Here is a 19282-nt window from a genome sequence, read left to right as displayed (position 1 = left end):
TCATATCGGATTGCCGACAACAAACCTTGAAGAGGAGGCGACGGTAGCGCCATGACTGAAAGAAAAATTTACGCAGTCCTCACGGGGGATCTGGTCCGTTCCCGCGATATCAAAAGTGCATACGGTGAAGAGTGCATACGCCGCCTGAAGGATACACTGGGAGATATCGGGAAAGACTACATAGCGCCGTTCTCGATATTCCGCGGAGACAGCTTTCAGGGCGTTTCCTCAAACCCGGAGGAAGCGCTCGAGGATGCAGTTCTCCTGCGCCTCAAGCTCATTGCCGGGTTCGACCGCGACAACAGCGCTCTCCGGATGGATGCACGGATTGCAGTCGGGATTGGAACCGCCCGCCACCTGCCGGCAGATGGTTCGGCCGGCGAAGGGGACGGCGAGGCATTCCGGCTCTCCGGCCTCGAGCTGGATGGCATGAAGGAGGCCGGGCGCGGTATCATCGTGAAGACACCCTGGGCGAGCGTCAACACGACGCTGTCGATCTTCTGCAGCGTCCTGGACATGATGATTGACGGGTATACGAAGAGGCAGGCCGAAGCCGTGATGCTGGCGCTCGAGGGGCTCACGCAGAAGGAGATCGGGGGCCGCGTCGGCACAAGCCAGTCCGCGGTGTCCTACCGCCTCAGGGGGACGGGTTACGATGTCATTTTGAAGATCATCGAATGGTATCGGTTGCAGGTCCGGGAACGGATCGAACCCGCGGAAAAGATAGGCGCGTGACGGGGCCGGGCCGTTCGCTACCGTGACGGCCGCAGGAAACATCCCACAACGCCGGCCGTTACGGGCCGCCGCTGCCCCCGCGCTCTTCCCTGACCGATTGAAACTGGATCCGGAAGAGTGATCCCGAAGGAACGGTACAGATCGGTTGTAGGCAGGTTACGCGAAACGACCGCACGAGGCCTCATCATTGCTGCCATCGTGCTCGGCTCCTTTATGGGGGCCCGGACTCGAGCATCGTCATCCTCTCCCTCACCACGGTCTCCCGGCATTTCGATGTGGGGGCCAGCGAGGCTTCCTGGGTCCTGATGATCTACCTGCTTGCCGTCACCGGGCTCTTGATCCCGTTCGGGCGCCTCGGGGACGTGATGGGGAGAAAAACATCTTCGTTGCGGGGTTTGCCCTCTTCACCGCGAGCTCGTTCTTCTGCGGTGCGTCGCCGGGTTTTCTCTGGCTCATCCTGTTCCGTGCCCTGCAGGGGATCGGGGGCGCGATGATCACGGCAACGGGTCCTGCGCTTCTCTTGGTCTCGCTCCCGGAGCAGGTCAGGGGGAGGGCGCTCGGCTACTTCTCCGCGGCAAACGCCCGCGGCCTTGCCGCGGGGTTCGGCCTCGGCGGTGTCATCCTCCACCTCCTCTCGTGGGAGTGGATCTTTTACCTCAACGTGCCGGTGGGGATCTGTGCTGTCGCCATCGCGTATCTCGTTATCCCCGGGATGCCGGTTGGTGTATGACGCAGGGGGAGTTCGATTTTACGGGAGCATTGCTGGCTGTCCTCGCCGCGGGGCTCTTCACCGCCGCGATGCTCAACCGGCTCGTGCTGTCGGGGATGACCTCCCTCGTCCCGATGTACCTTGAGCTGGTCAAAGGGCGCCTTTCCCTGGACCTCCTTGATCGAGATGAAGTAGTTACCGGGCGAGACCTCGACGGGCACGGGGGATCTCGACGGATCCCTGGTTCTACATCCCAACCAGCGAAGCATTCGAGACTCCAGGAACGGTAAACGACCTGCATCATCTCGGCGGATGCGACCTACGGTGCCCGAGAGATTGGTCCGTACACTGAAATCAGGGAATTAGAAGTAGCATCCCGGTCAACCGGAGAGCCCGGAAACACCCCGGGCGGGGAAGGTCAATCCGGTTTTATCCGGAGGTCTACAAGAAGCGCACAGCGGTTGAACGCTTCTCCAACCGGATAGAGGTGGTTAAGAAGATTGTTCAATGATACGAGCGGTATGCGCGCTCATTCCCCGGACCGGTTCTCCCGGCATGCGGCATCATGATTGGGCGGGTATCGGGATGACCCCCCCTACTCGACGGGGCTCTCTATGCGCCGTTTCGCACGATGCCGCACCTAGAGATTGCAACGCATGGACAAAGTCTGCTCTACATCTCTTGCAGACATACATATTCGTATCAAGGTCCAATTCCCCCAGATGATACGTCAGGAAACACCCCTGATCATTGCAGTGGTATAGGCCGCAAGCCATCCCGAAGGCTTTGACAATTCCCTTTTCCAGACGTTGCAGTAACTGTTCTGTCCCTGCGCTTTCTTGCCTGAAACGGTGGAGTGACAGAAGAGAGGCGTGGTTATCGCAGTCAATGGCGTACAGGTATCGTGAAGGCGGAACCGGATCCCAGAGGCCGACTTCCGTAATGCCTATTTTGATGGAGCCGTCGATCCCGTGCATAATCCGGCGGAACTCGTCCTTTCTATGCTCGATTTGGGCTATGGGGGGATTGTCACGATACATTATCGAGAGATTAAGAGGCTTTGAAAGTTCGTTCTGAAGAGATGAAATCAACTCCTCCATGGATCTTCTGATTGCGACCGGTATGGATTTATCACGGACATCGAAAAACACCAGGACGATCGAGAGGGTATTACTCTCGGTTCGACCTCCATCTACGGCGGTTTTGGTGTAAGGCCTCTGAAGGGTTAAACCGCCTTCTTTGCTGATTGCACGCATGTTTTTCAGACTCCGTATTTGAGCGTTCAACGTATGATCCTGATCTTGTGCGGTAATTCTATTTAATATTACCTAATACTAAAAATAAGTATTATTAATAGGTTTCCATACGGTTGCCTCCCCGGATCTCGGGGATTGTAATATTATATTTAATTATTTCTCTTATGAATAAATTCTAACTTATATCTGTTGTGCAATGTCGGGTGGGGAACCGGCATGCCGTTGCGGGTTTCGTACGTATCGCCGGCTAAATTGAAACCATTGTCTTTGTGGACTACCCGGCGGGAAGGCCGCGGCGAAGGGGGCTGCACTGCAGCCGCCAGTGAGTGTCGACGAGATGGATGCTGTCGGAGAACCGGCCGTGTGCCGGCTATCGAGTCGGGAAAAAAAGCGCTGGTGGATATTTTCAAGGGGTAGACGAGTTCACCGCCGTCTGCCTTACTGTCACCCGATAAGGTGTTTCTTCTCCGCGAGTGACTGGACATAAAACAGAGCGAACTGTGACAGTCCGAAGCATACGAGAACAACGGCAAGTATGAGACCTTGAATCAGGTTTTTGATAAGCATCGATAGGCCGAAGGTGATCATCAAGGCGACCGTAAGCAGTGCCAGAGCAAGCAGCACAATCATCAGCAGGAGATCTTTTCCTTTCGGTTTCGGGGTGGGCTCCGCGGACTTTGGTTTTGGCCAAATGAGGATGTAAAGAAGATGAAATCCTCCGAGGATGACGAAACCTCCTATAAAGAGAATCAGAAACTCAACAATCGTGTCAGGAACAATGATAGCAAATGCCCCGACCGCAACGAACACCATCCCCACAAAGAAGAAGATCCAGTTACGTTTGAACGCGAACGTCATCATAGTGCCGCTGACCAGAGCCTGAACACCAAGCAGCACTATCAGGGCGCCATGCATGGCGCTTGTAGCATACGGCAATAGTCCGAGGTTCACCGGAACCAGCAGGCAGCCGAGAACCAGCATATAGAGACCGAACTGCATTCCCATGATGGTATAAAGGGATGCGCCCGGAGTGTTTGTGGAGATTTCGGACCCGGCGTGAAGTCGATGCACCTTCTGTAGCATAGAGGCGAGGTAGTACAGGGCAATGCCGAAGAGCAGAGCGACCACCGCCATAATATCGGTCGAAATGAGGAACGGCCGGTAAATCTGTGCTGCAATCAAGACTGCAATCAGAATCTCCAGGATGGAGACTGCTGCACCGCTGACGGTAAGGTGGGTAACTACTCCGTCATCGAGTGTGTTCCGGAACCGATGCACCTCATCTGCAGAAACCAGTTGCAACAGCAGCAAACTACTGCCGGCTCCGAGGATGATCATCACCAGAACCTTTGGGGTGTCGCCAAGAACTCCCGGAATAAAACAGGTGGCAAAACCAATTGCGGTGATGATGACCCCTGAAATGAGTCCCGGCCACGATCTCTTCAATGATCCGATCGGGGTTTTTCCTATCGTTTGCAGCTGCAGGCCGAACATAATCAGAAGGAGACCGTACACGCCATCCTCATAGTAGGGCAGTGCCCCTGCAGCCACCGAAAAGAGCACGGTACTGAGGGCGAGCATTATCAGGCCAATGGCCAGGAGATGAGTCACTTCCAGGGAGATGCCCGTCTCTTCTAAAATTTTCATATTTTTCCTATCCGTTGTATTGTGTTGTGACGCTACCTTTTTAAACTATGAGTATTCTCCGTCATCATGACCGGGCGTGGGCAGATCGCGGTTGTCAGACACGTCCCCCTGTGTCGAAGAAATGGATCGAGCATCACAAAGAATTGCCCGAAGTCGTCCCGCGCCTTCTGGTTGTCCGGCTGCGGCATATATGCCGTCAAAGCCGCGGATGCTCCGGGGGTATCCGTTCGGACGGGATATAGCCGGCAGGAGCGCTGGAACGCCGACGGTCTTCTTCCGGGATATGCCGGATCACCTGCCGGTACGGTGCCGGGCAGGTCCTGCATGGGAGAGAACGATGAAGAGGAGGGAAGCGGGTTGGCCGGCGGTACTCTTTACATTAACCGATACCATATGGGAATGTTTATATTTAATGGTACCAGAAATATTCTGGTCCTTTGAAATGCAGCGATTACTGCAATATCCTGGAGTTAATGCCCGGAAACTCCCCTCTTCCTCCAAGAGTTGCAGTTTCGGTATGAGCATTGTAACCAGGATCTTGATGATCGTAGCCAGGTGTTAACTGGATATAGTTGCGTGGCGTATACTGAGTTATCACCAACGTTTAAGTTGCCATGCCGCAGATTGAGACCGTCCCCAAAATCTGTTTTGTCTGCCATAAATCATCGAAACAGATAAACAGTGCACCCTCTACGCATCCCGTTACGGCAGGGACATCGGGAATAGTGGAGCTTGAGGGTCGTCCAAAGGAACTGACAACGGACATTCTTAAAAACCAACTTGAAGTATGTCCACATTGCGGATACATTGCAAAAGACATCGGGGAGAAAACAGCAATCACCAAAGACTTCCTGCAGTCTCCTGATTACTGCGATCTCCAGAATCCGGATATCCCCCCGTTAGCTTCACGGTATATACGTGCTGCACGTATCCAGCTGGAGGAGAACAATCCGGAAAAAGCCATAGACTATTATCTCCGGGCCGCATGGTCCGCTGATACCATGCGCCACCGTGAGATAGCCGTCTCCTGCCGTAGAAAAGCCCTGTCCCTGATATTTGCAGGCAACAAAACACTCGCCGACATCCCTTCAAACAAATGGGTCCCGGTCCTCGATACCATGCGGCGGTGTGGGGATTTCGACAGCGTAATCACGTACTGTACCGGTCTTCTGGCTATTGCAGGCCCAACACTAAAGCAGGGACTGGATTACGAACTCTTTTGCGCAAAACAACATGACGGTGAGCCGCATACCAATCTTGATGCCGCAAACAGCAATCAATACAGGTCAGGAGCTCCGGAGGCCAACGAGGAGTTTGTCATCGGCGGGAGATCCTACTCCGGCGAAGGCGACTGTTATGGCAAAGGATGGAACTGGGTTGCAGAAACACGCACCCTTGTCCTTTCCAACTATCATGGCTCGTCAATTGAAGCATCCGGAGACCTCACCATCCGGGTGGAACAGATTGACAACCAGATCTTCAGCCCTCATGGGCCGGGAATTCGCATTCGCAACGGAAACCTGAAACTTACGGGTATTGCAGCGTTGTCCATAAAGGGAGACGACGGAGGGATTTTTGTCGAGTCCGGCTCCCTGCAAATTGCACAAACCATCCTCATCATCCGGACAAACGATTACGGGATCTATGCGTCAGGGAACATCTCCGTCACAGACGGCAGCGTACTCGACATCAGTTCTGAAACGACAGCAATCAGATCGGTATTCGGGGGCTTAACCACAACCGGCATGTGTTCCCTGACAATCTATGGAAATCGTGCAGGAATTGACCTTGCGGGAGATATGAATCTCTCCGTAGGGGGCCTGCAGATCGAGAGCCCTGAGGGATGCGGAATTCTGATTCACCACGGTTCTATATCTGTATCTTCTGCTGTTTTTGACGCCTCCTGCGGCGATACAGGTATTCGTCTGGAGGAGGGCAGTCTCACCGTTGACGTTTCGACATTTGATCTGAATGCAACATCCTGTGTGCAGGTAAACGGTTCGTGCAATATTCTCCGGTCGAATGGTACTCTGTCAGGAGAGGATTATGGGTGTTTTGTTTCCCGGAATATGGATCTTTCCGGGGACTACGAAATCTCCGGAAAAACTGCCATCGCGGTTGGAGGAAACCTGCAGATACAAAACGGAAATATCACTGCATCCGGGGAGACCGGAATATCTGTTGGAGGTGACCTGAACTATCTCGGGGGAGGTCTGATGCTTACAGGAGATACGGCAATGCAGATTGCAGGTAATGCAGAAATTTCCGGTGGCCGGATTATGGGGATTGGCAGGATCAACGGAATTGTGGTGAACGGCTCCTATACCATGTCCGGCGGGGATATATCTGTCTCCGGGGAGGCTGAAGACGGCATGCGGATTTCCGGGAAAAAGATGACCTCGACCTTTGGATCCATCACCGTATCCGGCCGTAAAAACGGACTGGTTGTGGCAGGATCTGCGGTAATTGAAAGTATTAATCTCTCGGCTTCCGGTAATGTCGGATTTTCTGTGGGTAAATCGCTGAAAATTGAACGTGGTCGTCTGAAAGTTACTGGTGTGGAGATCGGTCTTTCGGTGAAAGAGGGCAACCTGATCCTTGGTACCGTGGTAAATATGAATGCAAATGGTAATGTGGGGATTTATACGACAAAGGATATCGGCATCCATGGAGCGACCGTCATTGTTACCGGCAGGTTTGGCGGAATTGTATCCGAGAAAGGCAATCTGATTATTACCAACGGGAGAGTGGAGATTACAGCGGATGATTACGGGGTGCTCATCCCGTCAGGATCAGCAAAGATCCCTTGCGGGATTATCAGGATTACCAATTCACGGATGAGGGATTCGGGGGGCTGTGGTATTGTTGTTGAGAAGGGAGATCTCGAATTAGGGGGCGTTGTAACGATTGAAAGTGAGAATTACGGGGTGTCCGTGCCGTGTGGGGAGATATCCATGATGGCCGGTAAAATTGAGGCTTACGGTTTCCGGGCCGGCATCACGGGGAAGTCACTGACTATCAAGGAGGCAGCTCTTACTGTGTACGGGAAGACAGAGGGGGCGGTTGTTCTCACGGAGCGAGGACCCTGGAATGATGCAGGAGTCGTTGTTCAGGCAGGAAAATCGGGGAAATCCGCGACAGATGAGGTTTACTCCGGCCAGCGGTTCCTCCATGCCTATACGGAACGTGTCCCTGATGCATCGTGATGCGGGTCAGGTCAACCCCATTTTCATAGGAATGCAGGAATCATCCCCCGGGAGGGGGATCTGCTTGAGGAAGATGTTCGCTTCGCCCGGCATCCCGGATGGTATGAGGGCGCATTGATTCGAGCAGATAGGCGGGAGAAGAACCACGGTATTAGAGGTCGGCGATCGCTGAAATGTTCATCCACTGCCTTGTCCGGTCTTAGGACCATAAAAATGTATTTTTCTCATGACTGCTTACCGGTCCTTTGTTGTGCGGCAGCGTCGAAAGTTGTGGTGTGTGGTAACTTAATGCTGCCTCAACGGCCGCAATACAGTTCGATTGATTTCGCAATACACTGCGTTGCTTCTGCGTCCCTCCCAACCGATCTCAAACTCATTCCCTTGTTGAACCATGCATCTGCATGATAGGGATCGATCCTGATTGCCTGATCGTAACTTGCGATTGCCTGCTCATGCTGACCGAGGTAGTCGCAGCAATCCCCCATCAGGGCAAACGCCCCCGGGTGCTGCGGTTCCATGTCAATTGCCTTCCTCAGGCATTCCACTGCAGCGGCGTGATCTCCTCGCATCGACTTTTCCTGTGCCTGTCGGATCAGGTGTTCCGTGTTGAAGTTAAATGTCTGCATCTCCGCTTTACCTTTCCTGTGGTCACACGGCACATCATCAGTTGTCCTGTGCCAAAATAAGATGGAATCCACCCTTTATTATGAATTTGCACACTAATTTCGCCATATAAGTCTGCAATGAAAATATGCACCATAGTGTGCCATGCACATTTTGATATGCATTTTGCCGTGATCCTGCACACCCTTAGATGCCGTCGCAGTTACGGGTATGGCTGTGTGTTGAATACGCGCCGGAAAGAAGGGCACCCGGCAGAATCTCCGATACTCGTTTAGGGGCCTGCAAATAAAAAAATTTACTATGCCAGCACCTAATTCCCTTGTATGAGCGTGCTCGATCAGGAGAGGATGGATCGAATCAAACAATACCTGAAATGGAACCCGCGGGGGATGACCATCTCGGATGTCTCTTCTAAACTGCATATGAACAGGAATCTTGTATCGAAATATCTCGATATGCTCCTCATCTCCGGGCAGGTCGACATGCAGGAGATTGGAGCTGCAAAGGTATACTTCCTCTCCCATCGCGTCCCCATATCTGCCATGCTTGACTTCTCTTCCGACATGGTCGTTGTTCTCGATGATGAGAACAGGATCCTGAAGGTCAACGAACCGATGCTCGTAGCGCTCAACGAAGATCGGGAATCGGTCGTCGGCACGAGTATACATATCTCACAAAACCCCATTCTCGTTGCACTGAAGAACAATCTATCACCGCCGGAGTTACGCGACGCACCAGACCGGATCATTGAGATGCGCTGCGTTCTGCAGGAAACAGAGCGTCATTTCCGCGTGAAACGGATGCCGACGGTATTTGAGGATGGAGCCCGGGGTATCACGCTGATCATTGAGGATATCACCGATCAGGTTGCCTCTCAGGAGAGGCTCCGGGTGAGTGAGGCCCGGTACCGGGGTATCATCGAGGATCAGACCGAGTTTATCGTCCGGTGCATGCCGGACGGCACCGCCACGTTTGTGAATGCTGCGTATGCCCGGTATTCTGAGGAGCGCGTGGAGCATCTCATCGGGAAGCCCTTTATTCCCCGTATATGCAATGAAGATGCCCATGCGAGGGATCAGGCATTTCGGTCGCTGAGCCGCGATCATCCGGTCTCCACGTTCGAATGCCGGATACATCATCCTTCAGGGCGGATCCGCTGGAATACGTGGACAATGCGCGCGTTCTTTGATACCTCCGACCACCTCTCCGAATGTCAGGGCATGGGCAGGGATATCACCGAGAAGCGCGAGGCTGCAGCGAAGATCAACGACTATATCAGAGGGATGGAGTTCCTCTCGCAGACCGGTATGGCCTTTATGGACATGGGCGAAGATGATGACATCTACGATTACGTTGTGCGGCAGGTCTACTCGCTCGCCCCGCTACCTCTGGTATGGATCGACATCATCGATGGACCTACGCAAAACCTCGTTCTCAAAAGTATTGTCGGGGATTCTACTGCACTGGAGATAACGGAGCAATCCCCGGGAACGCGCCCCGCGGGGATGCTTTTTCTTATTAATAAGGCCGACATGACGGAACTTATCCAGTGCAGGAGTCTTGTAAAGGTGCCTCCACGCTCCCGGCTTCTGCATAAACAGATTGTGGAAACAGCAGGAGAACTTGACATCTATCTGATGGGGCTTGTCTCCAAGGGAAGACTCATCGGCAATGTCGGGATAAGCCAGAAACGTGGCTCCTTGCTGCCGAATAAGGATCTCATCGAGGCGCTCATCCGGCAGGCTGCGATTGCGATTGATAGGAGGGTTGCCAACGACACCCTCAAGAAGAGCCTGGCGCGCGAAAAAGTGCAGGTCCAAAACCTGCAGTTCCTCTCCCGGACCGCGATGAACTTCATCGAGATGGAGGACTCGGTAGATCTCTACCGTTACATTGCGGATCGCCTCTACGATCTCGTCCCGGAGAGTGTCATCGGCATCAACTCGTTCGATCCAGAGCAGAGGGAGTTTACGCTCCGTGCTGTTGTGGGAGAAGAAGAGCAGACCAATGCGCTCTGGGAGGCTCTCGGGATCGTCAATCCGCTCGGGGTATCGTTTCCTATCAGTGAGTTGCCCCTGTCCGAGACGGACTTCCATAAAGGTGCACTCATTGAAGTTTTATCGCCGTACGATCTCTGTTTCCACAGGATCCCACAGGAGCGTTGCGTACAGGCTCAAGAGAGGTTAAGACCTGGCCGGGGTTTTTGCATGGGGTTTGCCTGTAAGGGCGAGATTTTTGGTAATATCCTGATTGAGTTGTTTCGACCGGGCGATGTTACGAACAGGGAGACCGTCGAGGCATTTGTTAACCAGGCTTCAGTTGCCCTGTTACGGCGATTTGCAAGGGAGTGCAACCGCGAAGGCAGAGAGTTCTTCCGGCTGCTCGTAGAGCAGATGCCGTATCCCATCGTTATCCTCGACCGGGACGGGTGCATCCTTGATGCAAACAAACTCGCTGCAACCCTTGTCGGGTGCCGCGACGCGGCCGAACTTGCCGGGAGGTCGTTTCGCGAGTATATGGAGAGTGGAGCAGATCTTCCTCCCGGGTTGTTACGGTGCCTGGTCTCCTATGAGAGCAGTGATCTGTCCTGCCGTTTGTGTCTGCGGTCTTCCGGCAACGGCATACGTGATGTAGAGGCCTGGGGTAGAATGGTTCGATATGACCGGAAACCTGCCCTGTATCTGGTCTTGCGTCCGCTCTCATCCGGAGAGGAGGATATTCCGTCTTCCTCTGCCCGGTGTTGAGCCGGTCGTCAGCCTGCGGGGTTGGAAGGGGTGGAGCAGGGCCTTTGACGTGGGGGGTGCGCCGCTCCAGAAGGCGTCGAGAATGCTCTACGCTCTTCCCCTTGCACGTCGGGGAGGTTCGGCGCTCCCGCCCGCGGCCGACGGCTACGCACGCGCGAGGGAGAAGACCGGGGTCTGCCTCGCGACGCCTTCCAGGAGGCGGATATCCCGGGATCACCAGGCAGAACTACCTCGACTGCGACGAGGAGATCGCGGAGAGGGCGGTCGGGATCGTGAAGGAACCCGTCGAGTCGGGGAAGATCCCGGAGGAGCGGATCGACGAGTCCTGCGGCCGGATCCTCAGGCTGAAGATGGAGCACCTGGATGGGATGCCCTGATCAGGACCCTTCCACCGGGGCACTCCGGGATGAGGGCCGCTTGGCCGCCGGAACTCCGATAAAAAACCATATCCGGACCACTGTCGACGTATAGTGCATCGGCTGCCGGCCGCGACCCCGGCGCCCGGACGAAGATCTGTCATGACCCCACGACCCCGGTTCCCTGCCCTCCTGCCGCTCGTTCTGCTCACCTGCATCGTCGCGTCGGCGATCCTTTCCGCAGGCTGCACCGCCGCTCCCGATCCCGTCCGGATCGGCGTCCTCCTGCCGGCTAACGGCTCGCTTGCCACCCATTCCCTCGACGGCCTCGCCTGGGCGGCGGAGGCGCTGAACCGGGAGGGCGGCCGGCCGGTCGAACTCGTCTACCGCGACACGAGCACGGGGAACATCTCCGCCTACGCGGAGGAGCTTGCCGGGCGCGGGGATATCGACGTCATCATCGGCCCAGCGACGAGCGCGGAACTCCTCGAGATCGCTCCCCTCGTCACCGGGCGGGGCAAACTCCTCATGTCGCCGAGCGCCACCTCGGGCCTCGTCACGGCCGAATTCCGGGAGAACGATCTCGTCTGGCGGACCTGTTCCGGTGACGGTGAGCAGCTGAAGGCGATCTTTGGGATTCTCTCCGATACCGGTGTAGAGAACGTCTCGCTCGTTGCGGCAAACACCACCTACGGGGCGACGTTCGTCCGGCTCGCCCCGGCAGCGGCGGCACGGAACGGGATCCGGCTCACCGGGACGGCGTTCGTCGACTCACCGGACGATATCACGGCGGTTGCGGCCCGGGCCGCCGGGGAGGAGCCCGATCTGGTCGTCGCCGCCGTCTACCCCGAGGAGGCCGCCGGGCTCGCGGACGCCCTCTTCCCCACCCCGGTCTTCCTCGCCGACGCCGGCCGTTCGCCCGACCTGATCGAGCGCCTGGGTGAACGCTCGGAGGGGATATCGGGCACGTCGCTTGCTCCCGACCCTTCGACCGGCTACGCGATCGCCCACGACGAGGTCTTCGGCGAGGAACCCCCGCCGTTTGCCGCACAGGCCTACGACGGCCTCCTCCTCGCCGTCTACACCGCGGCCCGGCAGGAGGCGGCACGCGGCGAACCGCTCGCGGCCTCTCTGCGGTGGGTCGTCTCCGGCGACGGCGCCACGTTGGGCTGGGACCCCCGGGAGGCGTCCGAGGCCGCGGCGATGATCCGTGCGGGCGCTCACCCGGCGGTCACCGGCGCCTCCGGCCCCCTCCGGTTCGGCGAGAACTCCGCCGCGGGGCCGCTCGCCGGCTACTACACTCGCTGGACGGTCGAGGGCGGGGCGTTCTCCGAGAGCACCCCGGTCGCGTCCGCGGAGGTCCCGGAACGCCTCCCCGCTCTCTTTGGCACCGGCGGCGACAGACCCGTGGTCTGGATGGTCTACCCGCTCGAAAAGGGCGACCGGTCGTTTGCCGACTCGGCCTACCGGGGGCTCTTCCGGGCAGAGGAGACGTTCGACTTCACCAAGCGGGAGTTCACCTACGCCGACCTCGCGCTCCTCGACGCCGTCTTCGCTGCCCAGAACTTCACCGAGAAGCCCGACCTCGTCATCGTCGAGGGGTTCCAGTTCACCGACGCCTCCCGGCGCTGGGCGGCGGCGAACCCTGATATCCGGTTCGTCACCCTCGAACAGGAAGACCACGGCCTCCCGAACGCCTGCGACGCCGTGATGGTTCCCTACGGTGCCTCCTACCTTGCGGGCGTGATGGCGGCGAACATGACGGAGACAGGAAGGATCGGCGCGGTCGCCGGCGCCCCGGTGGGGGTCATCGAGCCCTTCGTCGAGGGGTTCAGGGCCGGGGCGGCGGCATACGATCCGGCCGTGAACGTGACGGTCCTCTACGTCGGCGAGTCCTTCGAGGGGTTCGGGATGCCGGGGCGTGCAGGTGACCTCGCCCGCGACCTCCGGGCCGGGAACGCCGACGTCATCCTGATGATCGCGGGCTCCTCCAACACCGGGATCGTCGACGCCGTCCGGGAGACCGGCGACGTCTTCCTCATCGGGGAGGATGCCGACCAGTCCTACCTCGCCCCGAACCTGGTGGCTGCGTCGGTGGTGAAGAACATCGACGCGATCGTCTATTGCGCGGTGGAAGACGAGGTCGCGGGCCGGTTCACCCCCGGGCAGGAGGTCTGGACGCTTGAAAACGGCGGGACCGGGCTCTTCGTCTCCCCGCGGTTCAGCGAGTATGGATGGGTCGGCACGGAGTGGCACGACCGGGCCGTCGCCGCGGAGGGGGAGTACCTGGCCGAAATCTGGTGATCTGATATGTTCGCAGGTCATACCTGTATGCTGCACCGCGTGTGTACGGGTGATCGAGACGACCTGGCAGGACTTCGCCATAACCGGCATAACGATACTCTTCGCGGTCATGCTCGTGCCGCAGCTCCGCGACGTGATGACCCGCGGCACTGTGCTGAATTTCTTCTCGGCGCTCGCGACGAGCCTGCTTGGCTATCTCCTGGCCCTGGTCTTTGCCACCCTCGGCCTCTGGATATCGGTCTTCGGCCAGGGGCTCGTCGCGACCGCGTGGCTGCTGCTCGCCTACTTCTCGCTCCGGAACGTCCGCGAGCATATGTTCCCGGAGGAGACGCTCGCGTTCGTCGCCGTGGACTTCTTCATGGTCTGGGCACGGGGCGTGGCCTTCATCGTTGCGGGGAGCGTGAAGGGGCTCTTCTCGCGGATAGAGCGGGACTGAGGGGTGGCGGGCCGGCTCCGGTAGATCCTCTTCTCCGGGGGTCTTCCACGATACCATGCCGGTCGGTCGGCCGGAGGAAGCCTCCCGTGTTCTTCTGCCTCCGGCAATCTCCCGCACTACGCCGTTGTTCTCCTCGTCCGGGCCCCATTGGCCGGAAAGCAGCCGTGGCATCTGCTCCTACCGGCCCGCGGCCCTTTGATTGAATGCTGTCAAACTCTCTGATCACGAACGCGGGACGCCGGCAAACGTCCTCGCTGCGATTTAGGCCGCGGGAACGGCAATCTCCCGGGCGATCTCGGCCGCCCATGCCTCGATATCGTCCCAGTTCCGGAAGTCGCCCTCGGGAAGGAGATCGCGCCCGGCCGGCAGCCTGCGGATGAGCCGGTGCGAGAACCCGAGTTTTGCCGGGTCAAGCGCGCCGGAGAAGACCCGGGTATTCCGGGGATGGACGAGCCGGCGGAGTTCGCCGATCTCGTCGGGCTCGATCCCCGGGGCGTCCGGCGGGAGAGTCTCCGGCCCGGGCTTTAACGGCCCGCTTGAGAAGAGCCAGACCGGCCGGCCGTCGAGAACGCCGCTGTTCTTCCGCACGAACTCCGTCGCCTCCCGCATCCAGTGCCCTATGTAGACGGCGCTCCCGATCACGACGGCGTCGTAGTCTCGTATCTCCGGTGCCGCGTCGACGCTTCGTGCCTCCGCCTCCAGGCCGTGCTGCCTGAGTCTTTCGGCTATGAACTCCGCAATGCCCCTGGTCGATCCGTACATGCTCGCATAGAGAACGATCACTCTCATGGTCCGCCGGCCTCGCAGGGGGGTGATCCCGCCCGGTTGATAAGAGTAGCGGATCCATACGGCGGATGCCGCACGCGGCCGTGACTGGAGGAAGAGGAGGGATCCGCTCACCGCCCATGCCGCCCGCACCAGGCGATCTCGCGGCCGTAGAGGTCGCCCGAAACGTGGCCGGCCCTCGAGATCCCGGTCTTCCTCGACGCCGTTTGCCCGGATGATCTCGATCTGGTAGCCCGCTCCCCGGTGCCGGTGAAGATTACCCCCGGTTGACCGCTACGTAGATGGCCCAAGATCACGGATCGCTCCGGTGACCACGTATCGACGGCGAGGTCCGGGGAGTATGCCGGGTAGTTGCTCTCGGTCTGCTGGACGACGACAGGAGATCGATGCATTATTCATCCCCCACTTTAAGTCCTGGCCTGTTTGAGTCCCGGTCCGCGCCTGGATGGGACATCCAGTCTCTGGCTTATCTTTCCTTCTCCTCTTCAAGAACACGTCTGTAGAGATCGTCGTGGATCCAGAAATGCCCCTGCTCCCGCAGCCGGTCCATCTCCTCTGCAAGCGATAAGACCAGCCCTTCACGCTTTGCCTGGATCAAGAGGCCGATGGTGCCGGTGACCGGGAGATCGTAAAGCCCCGCTATGCGGCGGGCCTCGGCCTCGTCAAGGAGGAGTACGTCGGGCCGGGTCTCGATGGCAAGGACAATGCTCTCCGCTTCTCCTCACGGCAAATTGGAAATTTGCCTGACAGGGAACTGTTTACAGTTCCCGTGGTGTGGAGTTCCTGTTTGAGCAGGCGGACCAGGGCGCTGTTCGAGGGCTCGACCACGCGCAGCCATCCTGACTCACGGGCAGCCCGGATCTCGGTTGTGCCCGGACGATCGCCGCCCTGTTCTACGACTTCCTGCCAGACTGCAGGAGGGATCCACACGGTTGAAAAGCGCCTGAGCAGGCCGATGCGGCCGATCAGTGAAAGGTGGATCAGGGGTGAGGAGTTGCTAACTGCGAGCGGCATAGGCGATGTCCCGGTCGAGGTCCTCGTCGGCATAGTGCCGGGGGATCTTCCGTGACCCGAGCAGTTCCTCCCACTCCCACCGGCTCATCTTCGCCAGCGCCGCTGCCTTCCCGGAGGAGAGGATGCCCCGCTGGTAGAGTGCCACGGCGAGTTCCCGCTGCAGTTCGGCGGCAACGGTATCGGGGGGGAGCCGGAGCGCCTGTACGATATCCTGGGGGACGGTGATGGTGACATCGGCCATAGGCTTCACCTGATGAATAAGGGATGGAAGGGAGGACCGATAAATCTGATGGTGAGCGAGGGCCGGGGAGGTCTTCTCTAATACACCCTCCTCTCCGGGACTGCCCCCCGCACCCCGCCCCGGGGGTCGTCCACGTCCCCGGCATACCGGGGGATGACGTGGAGGTGCATCACGGTCTGGCCGGCGACGGGGCCGACGTTGTAGCCGTTGGGATGGAATTGTTCGTCGAGGAGGGTCTTCGCCTCCCGGACGAGGGCGAGGAGGGCGATCTCTTCCGTGTCGAAGGGACTGGCGGCCGTTGCCCGGCGAGCGTATCGGGTGGTCTCGATTGAGCGAGCGACGTTTCCACAATGACTTGCGAGCAGCAACTCACGTGCCAGCCCTCCCTGCCGATCTCGCGAAGAACGACGATCCTGCCCGCGGATATGCCGGGGACTATCACGCCTCCTCATATCACTCTGGGTGAGCGTGAGGAGTCCAGCAGGCAGTCGTAGCAGAATTGGGTCGCGGAGAGGACTGCCTCGTCATGGTCCTCAAAATCGTGCCATCGCCACTCCCTCTCGGTGTAGGGCCGTATGCCGCGTCGCATGCCGCCGATGTTCCTGGCATCGTAGCCTTCTTCGCAGAGGATGAGGGTGTAGCGGCTCACCTGCGGAGAGGCGGCGGAGAGGCCGTAGAGGATCCCGATCTCCAGGGTGGCTGAATCGTTGATGCCGTATTCGCCCTCCTCTTCCCGGAAGAAATGGACGATGTATACCCGGCTCTCTTCGATAAGGGCTTCTGCCAGCCGGAAGTCATAGGCGCGCTCGTCCTCGCCGGGCTCTTTTGGGTGAGATGCCGTAAGGTCGTATGAGATCCGGGCGTTGAACCCTTCGCGCTCGCGGAGGTGGTGTCTCAACGCTTCGAGGTGTGATCTCTTGAACGAACCGAACAGGCCGACGGTGAGCCCGTCTTTGAGCCTCTCTGCATAATCGAGGTCCCTGTTGAGTCCGGCGAGGAGATCCATCAGAGGAGTATCGTGGTTCTCACGGATAACGGATAATAGTATCAAATTTGTTACTTGAATACGTAGGATTATATATTGCGGTAACAAATGTGGAACTATATGCGGTCCGGGTGTGAACCATGAACGAGACGATCCTTGAGCGGCAGATATCCAATGTCCCTTCGGTGATCATCAACGCCACGGCCCCCCTGGGGAACCGGAAGGCATGGGCGATCTTCATTGCGCTCCTCGAGAGGGACGAGGGACTCCGGTTCAACCAGGTCCGCGAACTCTTCGAGGCGGAGCCCCCGGAGATATCGAGGGCCTTGAAAGCGCTCACAAACGCGGGGCTCGTCGCCAGGCAGGCCCGCAGCCTCGACGATATCGGTAACGCTGAAGCATCGTTCTACGTCCCGACCACACTCGGGAAGGCCCTGATCACGGCCCTGTACCGGGGGCTCCTGCCGTCGCGGGAGGACACCGGGCCCGCACGGACGCACTGCCAGGAGAGTCCGTTCTCCGCGGGCAGGATCACGGCTTCGGCGCCGGGGGAGGAATAGGTGCATGTCCCTCAAGAGGCGGCCGGCGATCGAGGTATCACGGGAGCCGGCGTGCGGCGTGGCCCCCGTGGACGGGGTCTACGGGACCCTGACCCCCACGCTCGGCCAGGTGGCGTTCTACTACGATCTGCCCGAGATCGGTGCCGGCGAGGACGGCGAGATGGTTGTCGAGTCCATACAGCGCCGGATCGTCTTTGACGCACGGATGTCGCCCGCGACCTTCCGTGCCATCGCCCGCTGGATGATGGATCAGGTGGAGGACTACGACCGGCAGGAGCGGGAGAATCGATGACCAGGGTGGTGACAAAGTCGAGGTTTCCAGGATTGAGGAGCCGCCCCTCGAGGCCCCGGCCTTCCTCGACCTCGCTTGCCCGGATGATCTCTATCCGGTAGCCGATGACCTCCTCGACCGTGTACTCTTCCATACGCAGTCGCCGTCCGTTCTCCGGTGCCGGATTGTCAGATGATAACCTGTTAGAGGTGACCGGGAAAAAAGGTTGTTCCCGGGCCGCTCGCGAATAACCGCTGCCTGTCCCGGGATGGAACAAGACGCTCCTGATCAACGATGGCGCAATAGGGAAACGTAGCATTACCTTTTTAAGCACCGGGGTCCAGTAGCGTCTCGTATTCCGGTGAGCGAGCCATGGGGAGCATCGAGTTCGATCATGCGTACTACATCAAGCTGGGCGAGAAGGGGAAGTGGGAGCAGTCGAGCATCGAGGAAGGAAAGATGCGGATCGGCTGGACCAACGTCGCGCTCGTTGATCTCCACCAGGAGAGATGGGACGTTATCGAGAGGGCGATCCGGCATAAGGTGAAGAATCCCGGATCTGCCACCCACGACTTCAACTCCCTTCGGACGATCCACGGCTCGAACCACCGCGACGTCTGGATCACCTTCTCCGACTCGAAGCTCTGGTGGTGCCGGCTCGAGGACGGCCCGATCCTCGAGGATGGGATATCCAAATACCGGCTGACCGACGGCGGCTGGCACGATAGGAGCCTGCAGGGAAAAGTGCTGCTCGCAAACACCCTGCCCGGCGCCGTCGCCCAGTTGCAGGCCTTCCGGGCAACGTCCTGCACGGTCGGGCCGTCAGACACCCTCAGGCGCCTGATCAACGACGAACATACGCCCGAGTATGCCGCGGTCGTCGATGCACGGGAAGATCTGGTCTGCCGGACCGAGGCCCTGGTCCGGCACCTGCACTGGAAGGACTTCGAGGTGCTCGTCGATCTGGTCTTTTCCGGGGCGGGCTGGCGGCGGCGGAGCGTCGTCGGCAAGACGATGAAGTTTGCGGACATTGAGTTCGAGGACCGGATCAACAACGAGTCCTACCAGGTTCAGGTGAAGTCACGGTCGACCCTTGCCGAGTTTCGTGCGTATGCGGACCGGTTCAACCGGGGCGAGTTCAGGAGACTCTTCTACGTCGTCCACTCCCCCGACGACGCCCTGGCGGCATACGAAATGCCCGCGGACTCGGGGGTGGTGCTGGTCCCTCCCCGGCGGCTCGCCGCGATGGTCGTGGACGCGGGGCTGGTCGGGTGGGTGCTGGAGAAGACGATATGAGCGGCAAGAGGGGATGACTTCCTCTCCCCTCGACCCGCCTCGCGCTTGTGAGGGGGTGTTCCAGGTTTTACCCGACGACCGCGGAGGCCCGGAGCCACGGCGGTCAGTTCCC

20 protein-coding genes are annotated in these 19282 nt (G+C 58.6%); 11 read left to right on the top strand and 9 right to left on the bottom strand.

Annotation, left to right across the window (positions count from 1 at the left end; genetic code table 11):
- The first annotated feature begins 51 nt into the window (after nt 1-51).
- The 3 genes from FKB36_RS03775 (at nt 52) to FKB36_RS03765 (ending at nt 1734) form a co-directional block, all read left to right on the top strand.
- Entirely contained in the window at nt 52-735 is a 684-nt protein-coding gene (locus tag FKB36_RS03775; RefSeq protein ID WP_261596708.1) for a SatD family protein, read from the top strand.
- 187 nt (nt 736-922) lie between these two features.
- A complete protein-coding gene (locus FKB36_RS03770) occupies nt 923-1465 on the top strand; it encodes an MFS transporter (protein ID WP_261596706.1) in 543 nt (180 codons plus the stop codon).
- On the top strand, nt 1462-1734 hold the full coding sequence (locus FKB36_RS03765) for a hypothetical protein (protein WP_261596705.1): 273 nt from the start codon (nt 1462-1464) through the stop codon (nt 1732-1734). The genes FKB36_RS03770 and FKB36_RS03765 overlap by 4 nt, the downstream gene beginning before the upstream one ends.
- A 273-nt stretch (nt 1735-2007) precedes the next feature.
- Here the strand turns inward: FKB36_RS03765 and FKB36_RS03760 are convergent, their stop codons facing one another.
- Nucleotides 2008-2700 carry a hypothetical protein gene (locus tag FKB36_RS03760; RefSeq protein WP_261596704.1) on the bottom strand — a complete coding sequence of 231 codons (693 nt, stop codon included), beginning with the start codon at nt 2698-2700 and terminating at the stop codon, nt 2008-2010.
- 444 nt (nt 2701-3144) lie between these two features.
- Complete coding sequence (locus tag FKB36_RS03755) at nt 3145-4347, bottom strand: hypothetical protein (protein WP_261596703.1); 1203 nt, start codon at nt 4345-4347, stop codon at nt 3145-3147.
- Nucleotides 4348-4961: 614 nt separating this feature from the next.
- On the opposite strand from FKB36_RS03755, the gene FKB36_RS03750 reads away from it, so the two are divergent.
- Nucleotides 4962-7553: a hypothetical protein gene (locus FKB36_RS03750; protein ID WP_261596702.1), complete on the top strand. Its 2592-nt coding sequence runs from the start codon at nt 4962-4964 to the stop codon at nt 7551-7553.
- A 296-nt stretch (nt 7554-7849) separates the two neighbouring features.
- Here the strand turns inward: FKB36_RS03750 and FKB36_RS03745 are convergent, their stop codons facing one another.
- Entirely contained in the window at nt 7850-8179 is a 330-nt protein-coding gene (locus tag FKB36_RS03745; RefSeq protein ID WP_261596701.1) for a tetratricopeptide repeat protein, read from the bottom strand.
- A 327-nt stretch (nt 8180-8506) separates the two neighbouring features.
- Here FKB36_RS03745 and FKB36_RS03740 point away from each other — a divergent pair, with 327 nt between their 5' ends.
- The 4 genes from FKB36_RS03740 to FKB36_RS03725 all read left to right on the top strand — a co-directional run bounded on the left by FKB36_RS03740 (nt 8507) and on the right by FKB36_RS03725 (nt 14017).
- A complete protein-coding gene (locus FKB36_RS03740; protein WP_261596700.1) occupies nt 8507-10921 on the top strand; it encodes a PAS domain-containing protein in 2415 nt (804 codons plus the stop codon).
- Between the two features lie 101 nt (nt 10922-11022).
- Nucleotides 11023-11298 (top strand): hypothetical protein, encoded by a 276-nt coding sequence (locus FKB36_RS03735; RefSeq protein WP_261596699.1) that lies wholly within the window; start codon nt 11023-11025, stop codon nt 11296-11298.
- 141 nt (nt 11299-11439) lie between these two features.
- Nucleotides 11440-13581 carry a BMP family ABC transporter substrate-binding protein gene (locus tag FKB36_RS03730; RefSeq protein WP_261596698.1) on the top strand — a complete coding sequence of 714 codons (2142 nt, stop codon included), beginning with the start codon at nt 11440-11442 and terminating at the stop codon, nt 13579-13581.
- Between the two features lie 49 nt (nt 13582-13630).
- On the top strand, nt 13631-14017 hold the full coding sequence (locus FKB36_RS03725) for a hypothetical protein (protein WP_261596697.1): 387 nt from the start codon (nt 13631-13633) through the stop codon (nt 14015-14017).
- Nucleotides 14018-14278: 261 nt separating this feature from the next.
- On the opposite strand, the gene FKB36_RS03720 is transcribed toward FKB36_RS03725, so the two are convergent.
- The 6 genes from FKB36_RS03720 to FKB36_RS03700 all read right to left on the bottom strand — a co-directional run bounded on the left by FKB36_RS03720 (nt 14279) and on the right by FKB36_RS03700 (nt 17064).
- The gene (locus FKB36_RS03720) at nt 14279-14806 is read right to left on the bottom strand and encodes a flavodoxin domain-containing protein (protein ID WP_261596696.1); all 528 of its coding nucleotides are present in this window, start codon (nt 14804-14806) and stop codon (nt 14279-14281) included.
- Between the two features lie 107 nt (nt 14807-14913).
- Nucleotides 14914-15195 (bottom strand): hypothetical protein, encoded by a 282-nt coding sequence (locus tag FKB36_RS03715; protein ID WP_261596695.1) that lies wholly within the window; start codon nt 15193-15195, stop codon nt 14914-14916.
- A gap of 74 nt (nt 15196-15269) precedes the next feature.
- Complete coding sequence (locus FKB36_RS13385; RefSeq protein ID WP_292559313.1) at nt 15270-15410, bottom strand: DUF3368 domain-containing protein; 141 nt, start codon at nt 15408-15410, stop codon at nt 15270-15272.
- Nucleotides 15411-15800: 390 nt separating this feature from the next.
- The gene (locus tag FKB36_RS03710; RefSeq protein WP_261596694.1) at nt 15801-16058 is read right to left on the bottom strand and encodes a UPF0175 family protein; all 258 of its coding nucleotides are present in this window, start codon (nt 16056-16058) and stop codon (nt 15801-15803) included.
- Between the two features lie 77 nt (nt 16059-16135).
- The gene (locus FKB36_RS03705) at nt 16136-16510 is read right to left on the bottom strand and encodes an HIT family protein (RefSeq protein WP_261596693.1); all 375 of its coding nucleotides are present in this window, start codon (nt 16508-16510) and stop codon (nt 16136-16138) included.
- Nucleotides 16507-17064: a hypothetical protein gene (locus FKB36_RS03700; protein ID WP_261596692.1), complete on the bottom strand. Its 558-nt coding sequence runs from the start codon at nt 17062-17064 to the stop codon at nt 16507-16509. The genes FKB36_RS03705 and FKB36_RS03700 overlap by 4 nt, the downstream gene beginning before the upstream one ends.
- Before the next feature lie 119 nt (nt 17065-17183).
- Here FKB36_RS03700 and FKB36_RS03695 point away from each other — a divergent pair, with 119 nt between their 5' ends.
- The 3 genes from FKB36_RS03695 (at nt 17184) to FKB36_RS03685 (ending at nt 19170) form a co-directional block, all read left to right on the top strand.
- On the top strand, nt 17184-17603 hold the full coding sequence (locus tag FKB36_RS03695) for a MarR family winged helix-turn-helix transcriptional regulator (RefSeq protein ID WP_261596691.1): 420 nt from the start codon (nt 17184-17186) through the stop codon (nt 17601-17603).
- A 4-nt stretch (nt 17604-17607) separates the two neighbouring features.
- Nucleotides 17608-17895: a hypothetical protein gene (locus FKB36_RS03690; RefSeq protein ID WP_261596690.1), complete on the top strand. Its 288-nt coding sequence runs from the start codon at nt 17608-17610 to the stop codon at nt 17893-17895.
- A gap of 351 nt (nt 17896-18246) precedes the next feature.
- A complete protein-coding gene (locus tag FKB36_RS03685) occupies nt 18247-19170 on the top strand; it encodes a hypothetical protein (RefSeq protein WP_261596689.1) in 924 nt (307 codons plus the stop codon).
- Nucleotides 19171-19282: the final 112 nt, after the last annotated feature.

The organism is Methanoculleus formosensis, assembly GCF_025384765.1.
GTDB classification, from domain to species: Archaea; Halobacteriota; Methanomicrobia; order Methanomicrobiales; family Methanoculleaceae; genus Methanoculleus; species Methanoculleus formosensis.
The sequence above is the reverse complement of the archived record's forward strand: the minus strand, read 5'-3'. Positions and strand labels throughout refer to the sequence as shown.

Coding starts and splice junctions, on each gene's coding strand:
- FKB36_RS03775 (WP_261596708.1), top strand. CDS start 52: ATGACTGAAAGAAAAATTTACGCAGTCCTCACGGGGGATCTGGTCCGT.
- FKB36_RS03765 (WP_261596705.1), top strand. CDS start 1,462: ATGACGCAGGGGGAGTTCGATTTTACGGGAGCATTGCTGGCTGTCCTC.
- FKB36_RS03760 (WP_261596704.1), bottom strand. CDS start 2,700: ATGCGTGCAATCAGCAAAGAAGGCGGTTTAACCCTTCAGAGGCCTTAC.
- FKB36_RS03755 (WP_261596703.1), bottom strand. CDS start 4,347: ATGAAAATTTTAGAAGAGACGGGCATCTCCCTGGAAGTGACTCATCTC.
- FKB36_RS03750 (WP_261596702.1), top strand. CDS start 4,962: ATGCCGCAGATTGAGACCGTCCCCAAAATCTGTTTTGTCTGCCATAAA.
- FKB36_RS03745 (WP_261596701.1), bottom strand. CDS start 8,179: ATGCAGACATTTAACTTCAACACGGAACACCTGATCCGACAGGCACAG.
- FKB36_RS03730 (WP_261596698.1), top strand. CDS start 11,440: ATGACCCCACGACCCCGGTTCCCTGCCCTCCTGCCGCTCGTTCTGCTC.
- FKB36_RS03720 (WP_261596696.1), bottom strand. CDS start 14,806: ATGAGAGTGATCGTTCTCTATGCGAGCATGTACGGATCGACCAGGGGC.
- FKB36_RS03715 (WP_261596695.1), bottom strand. CDS start 15,195: ATGCATCGATCTCCTGTCGTCGTCCAGCAGACCGAGAGCAACTACCCG.
- FKB36_RS03710 (WP_261596694.1), bottom strand. CDS start 16,058: ATGGCCGATGTCACCATCACCGTCCCCCAGGATATCGTACAGGCGCTC.
- FKB36_RS03705 (WP_261596693.1), bottom strand. CDS start 16,510: ATGAGGAGGCGTGATAGTCCCCGGCATATCCGCGGGCAGGATCGTCGT.
- FKB36_RS03700 (WP_261596692.1), bottom strand. CDS start 17,064: ATGGATCTCCTCGCCGGACTCAACAGGGACCTCGATTATGCAGAGAGG.
- FKB36_RS03695 (WP_261596691.1), top strand. CDS start 17,184: ATGAACGAGACGATCCTTGAGCGGCAGATATCCAATGTCCCTTCGGTG.
- FKB36_RS03690 (WP_261596690.1), top strand. CDS start 17,608: ATGTCCCTCAAGAGGCGGCCGGCGATCGAGGTATCACGGGAGCCGGCG.
- FKB36_RS03685 (WP_261596689.1), top strand. CDS start 18,247: ATGGGGAGCATCGAGTTCGATCATGCGTACTACATCAAGCTGGGCGAG.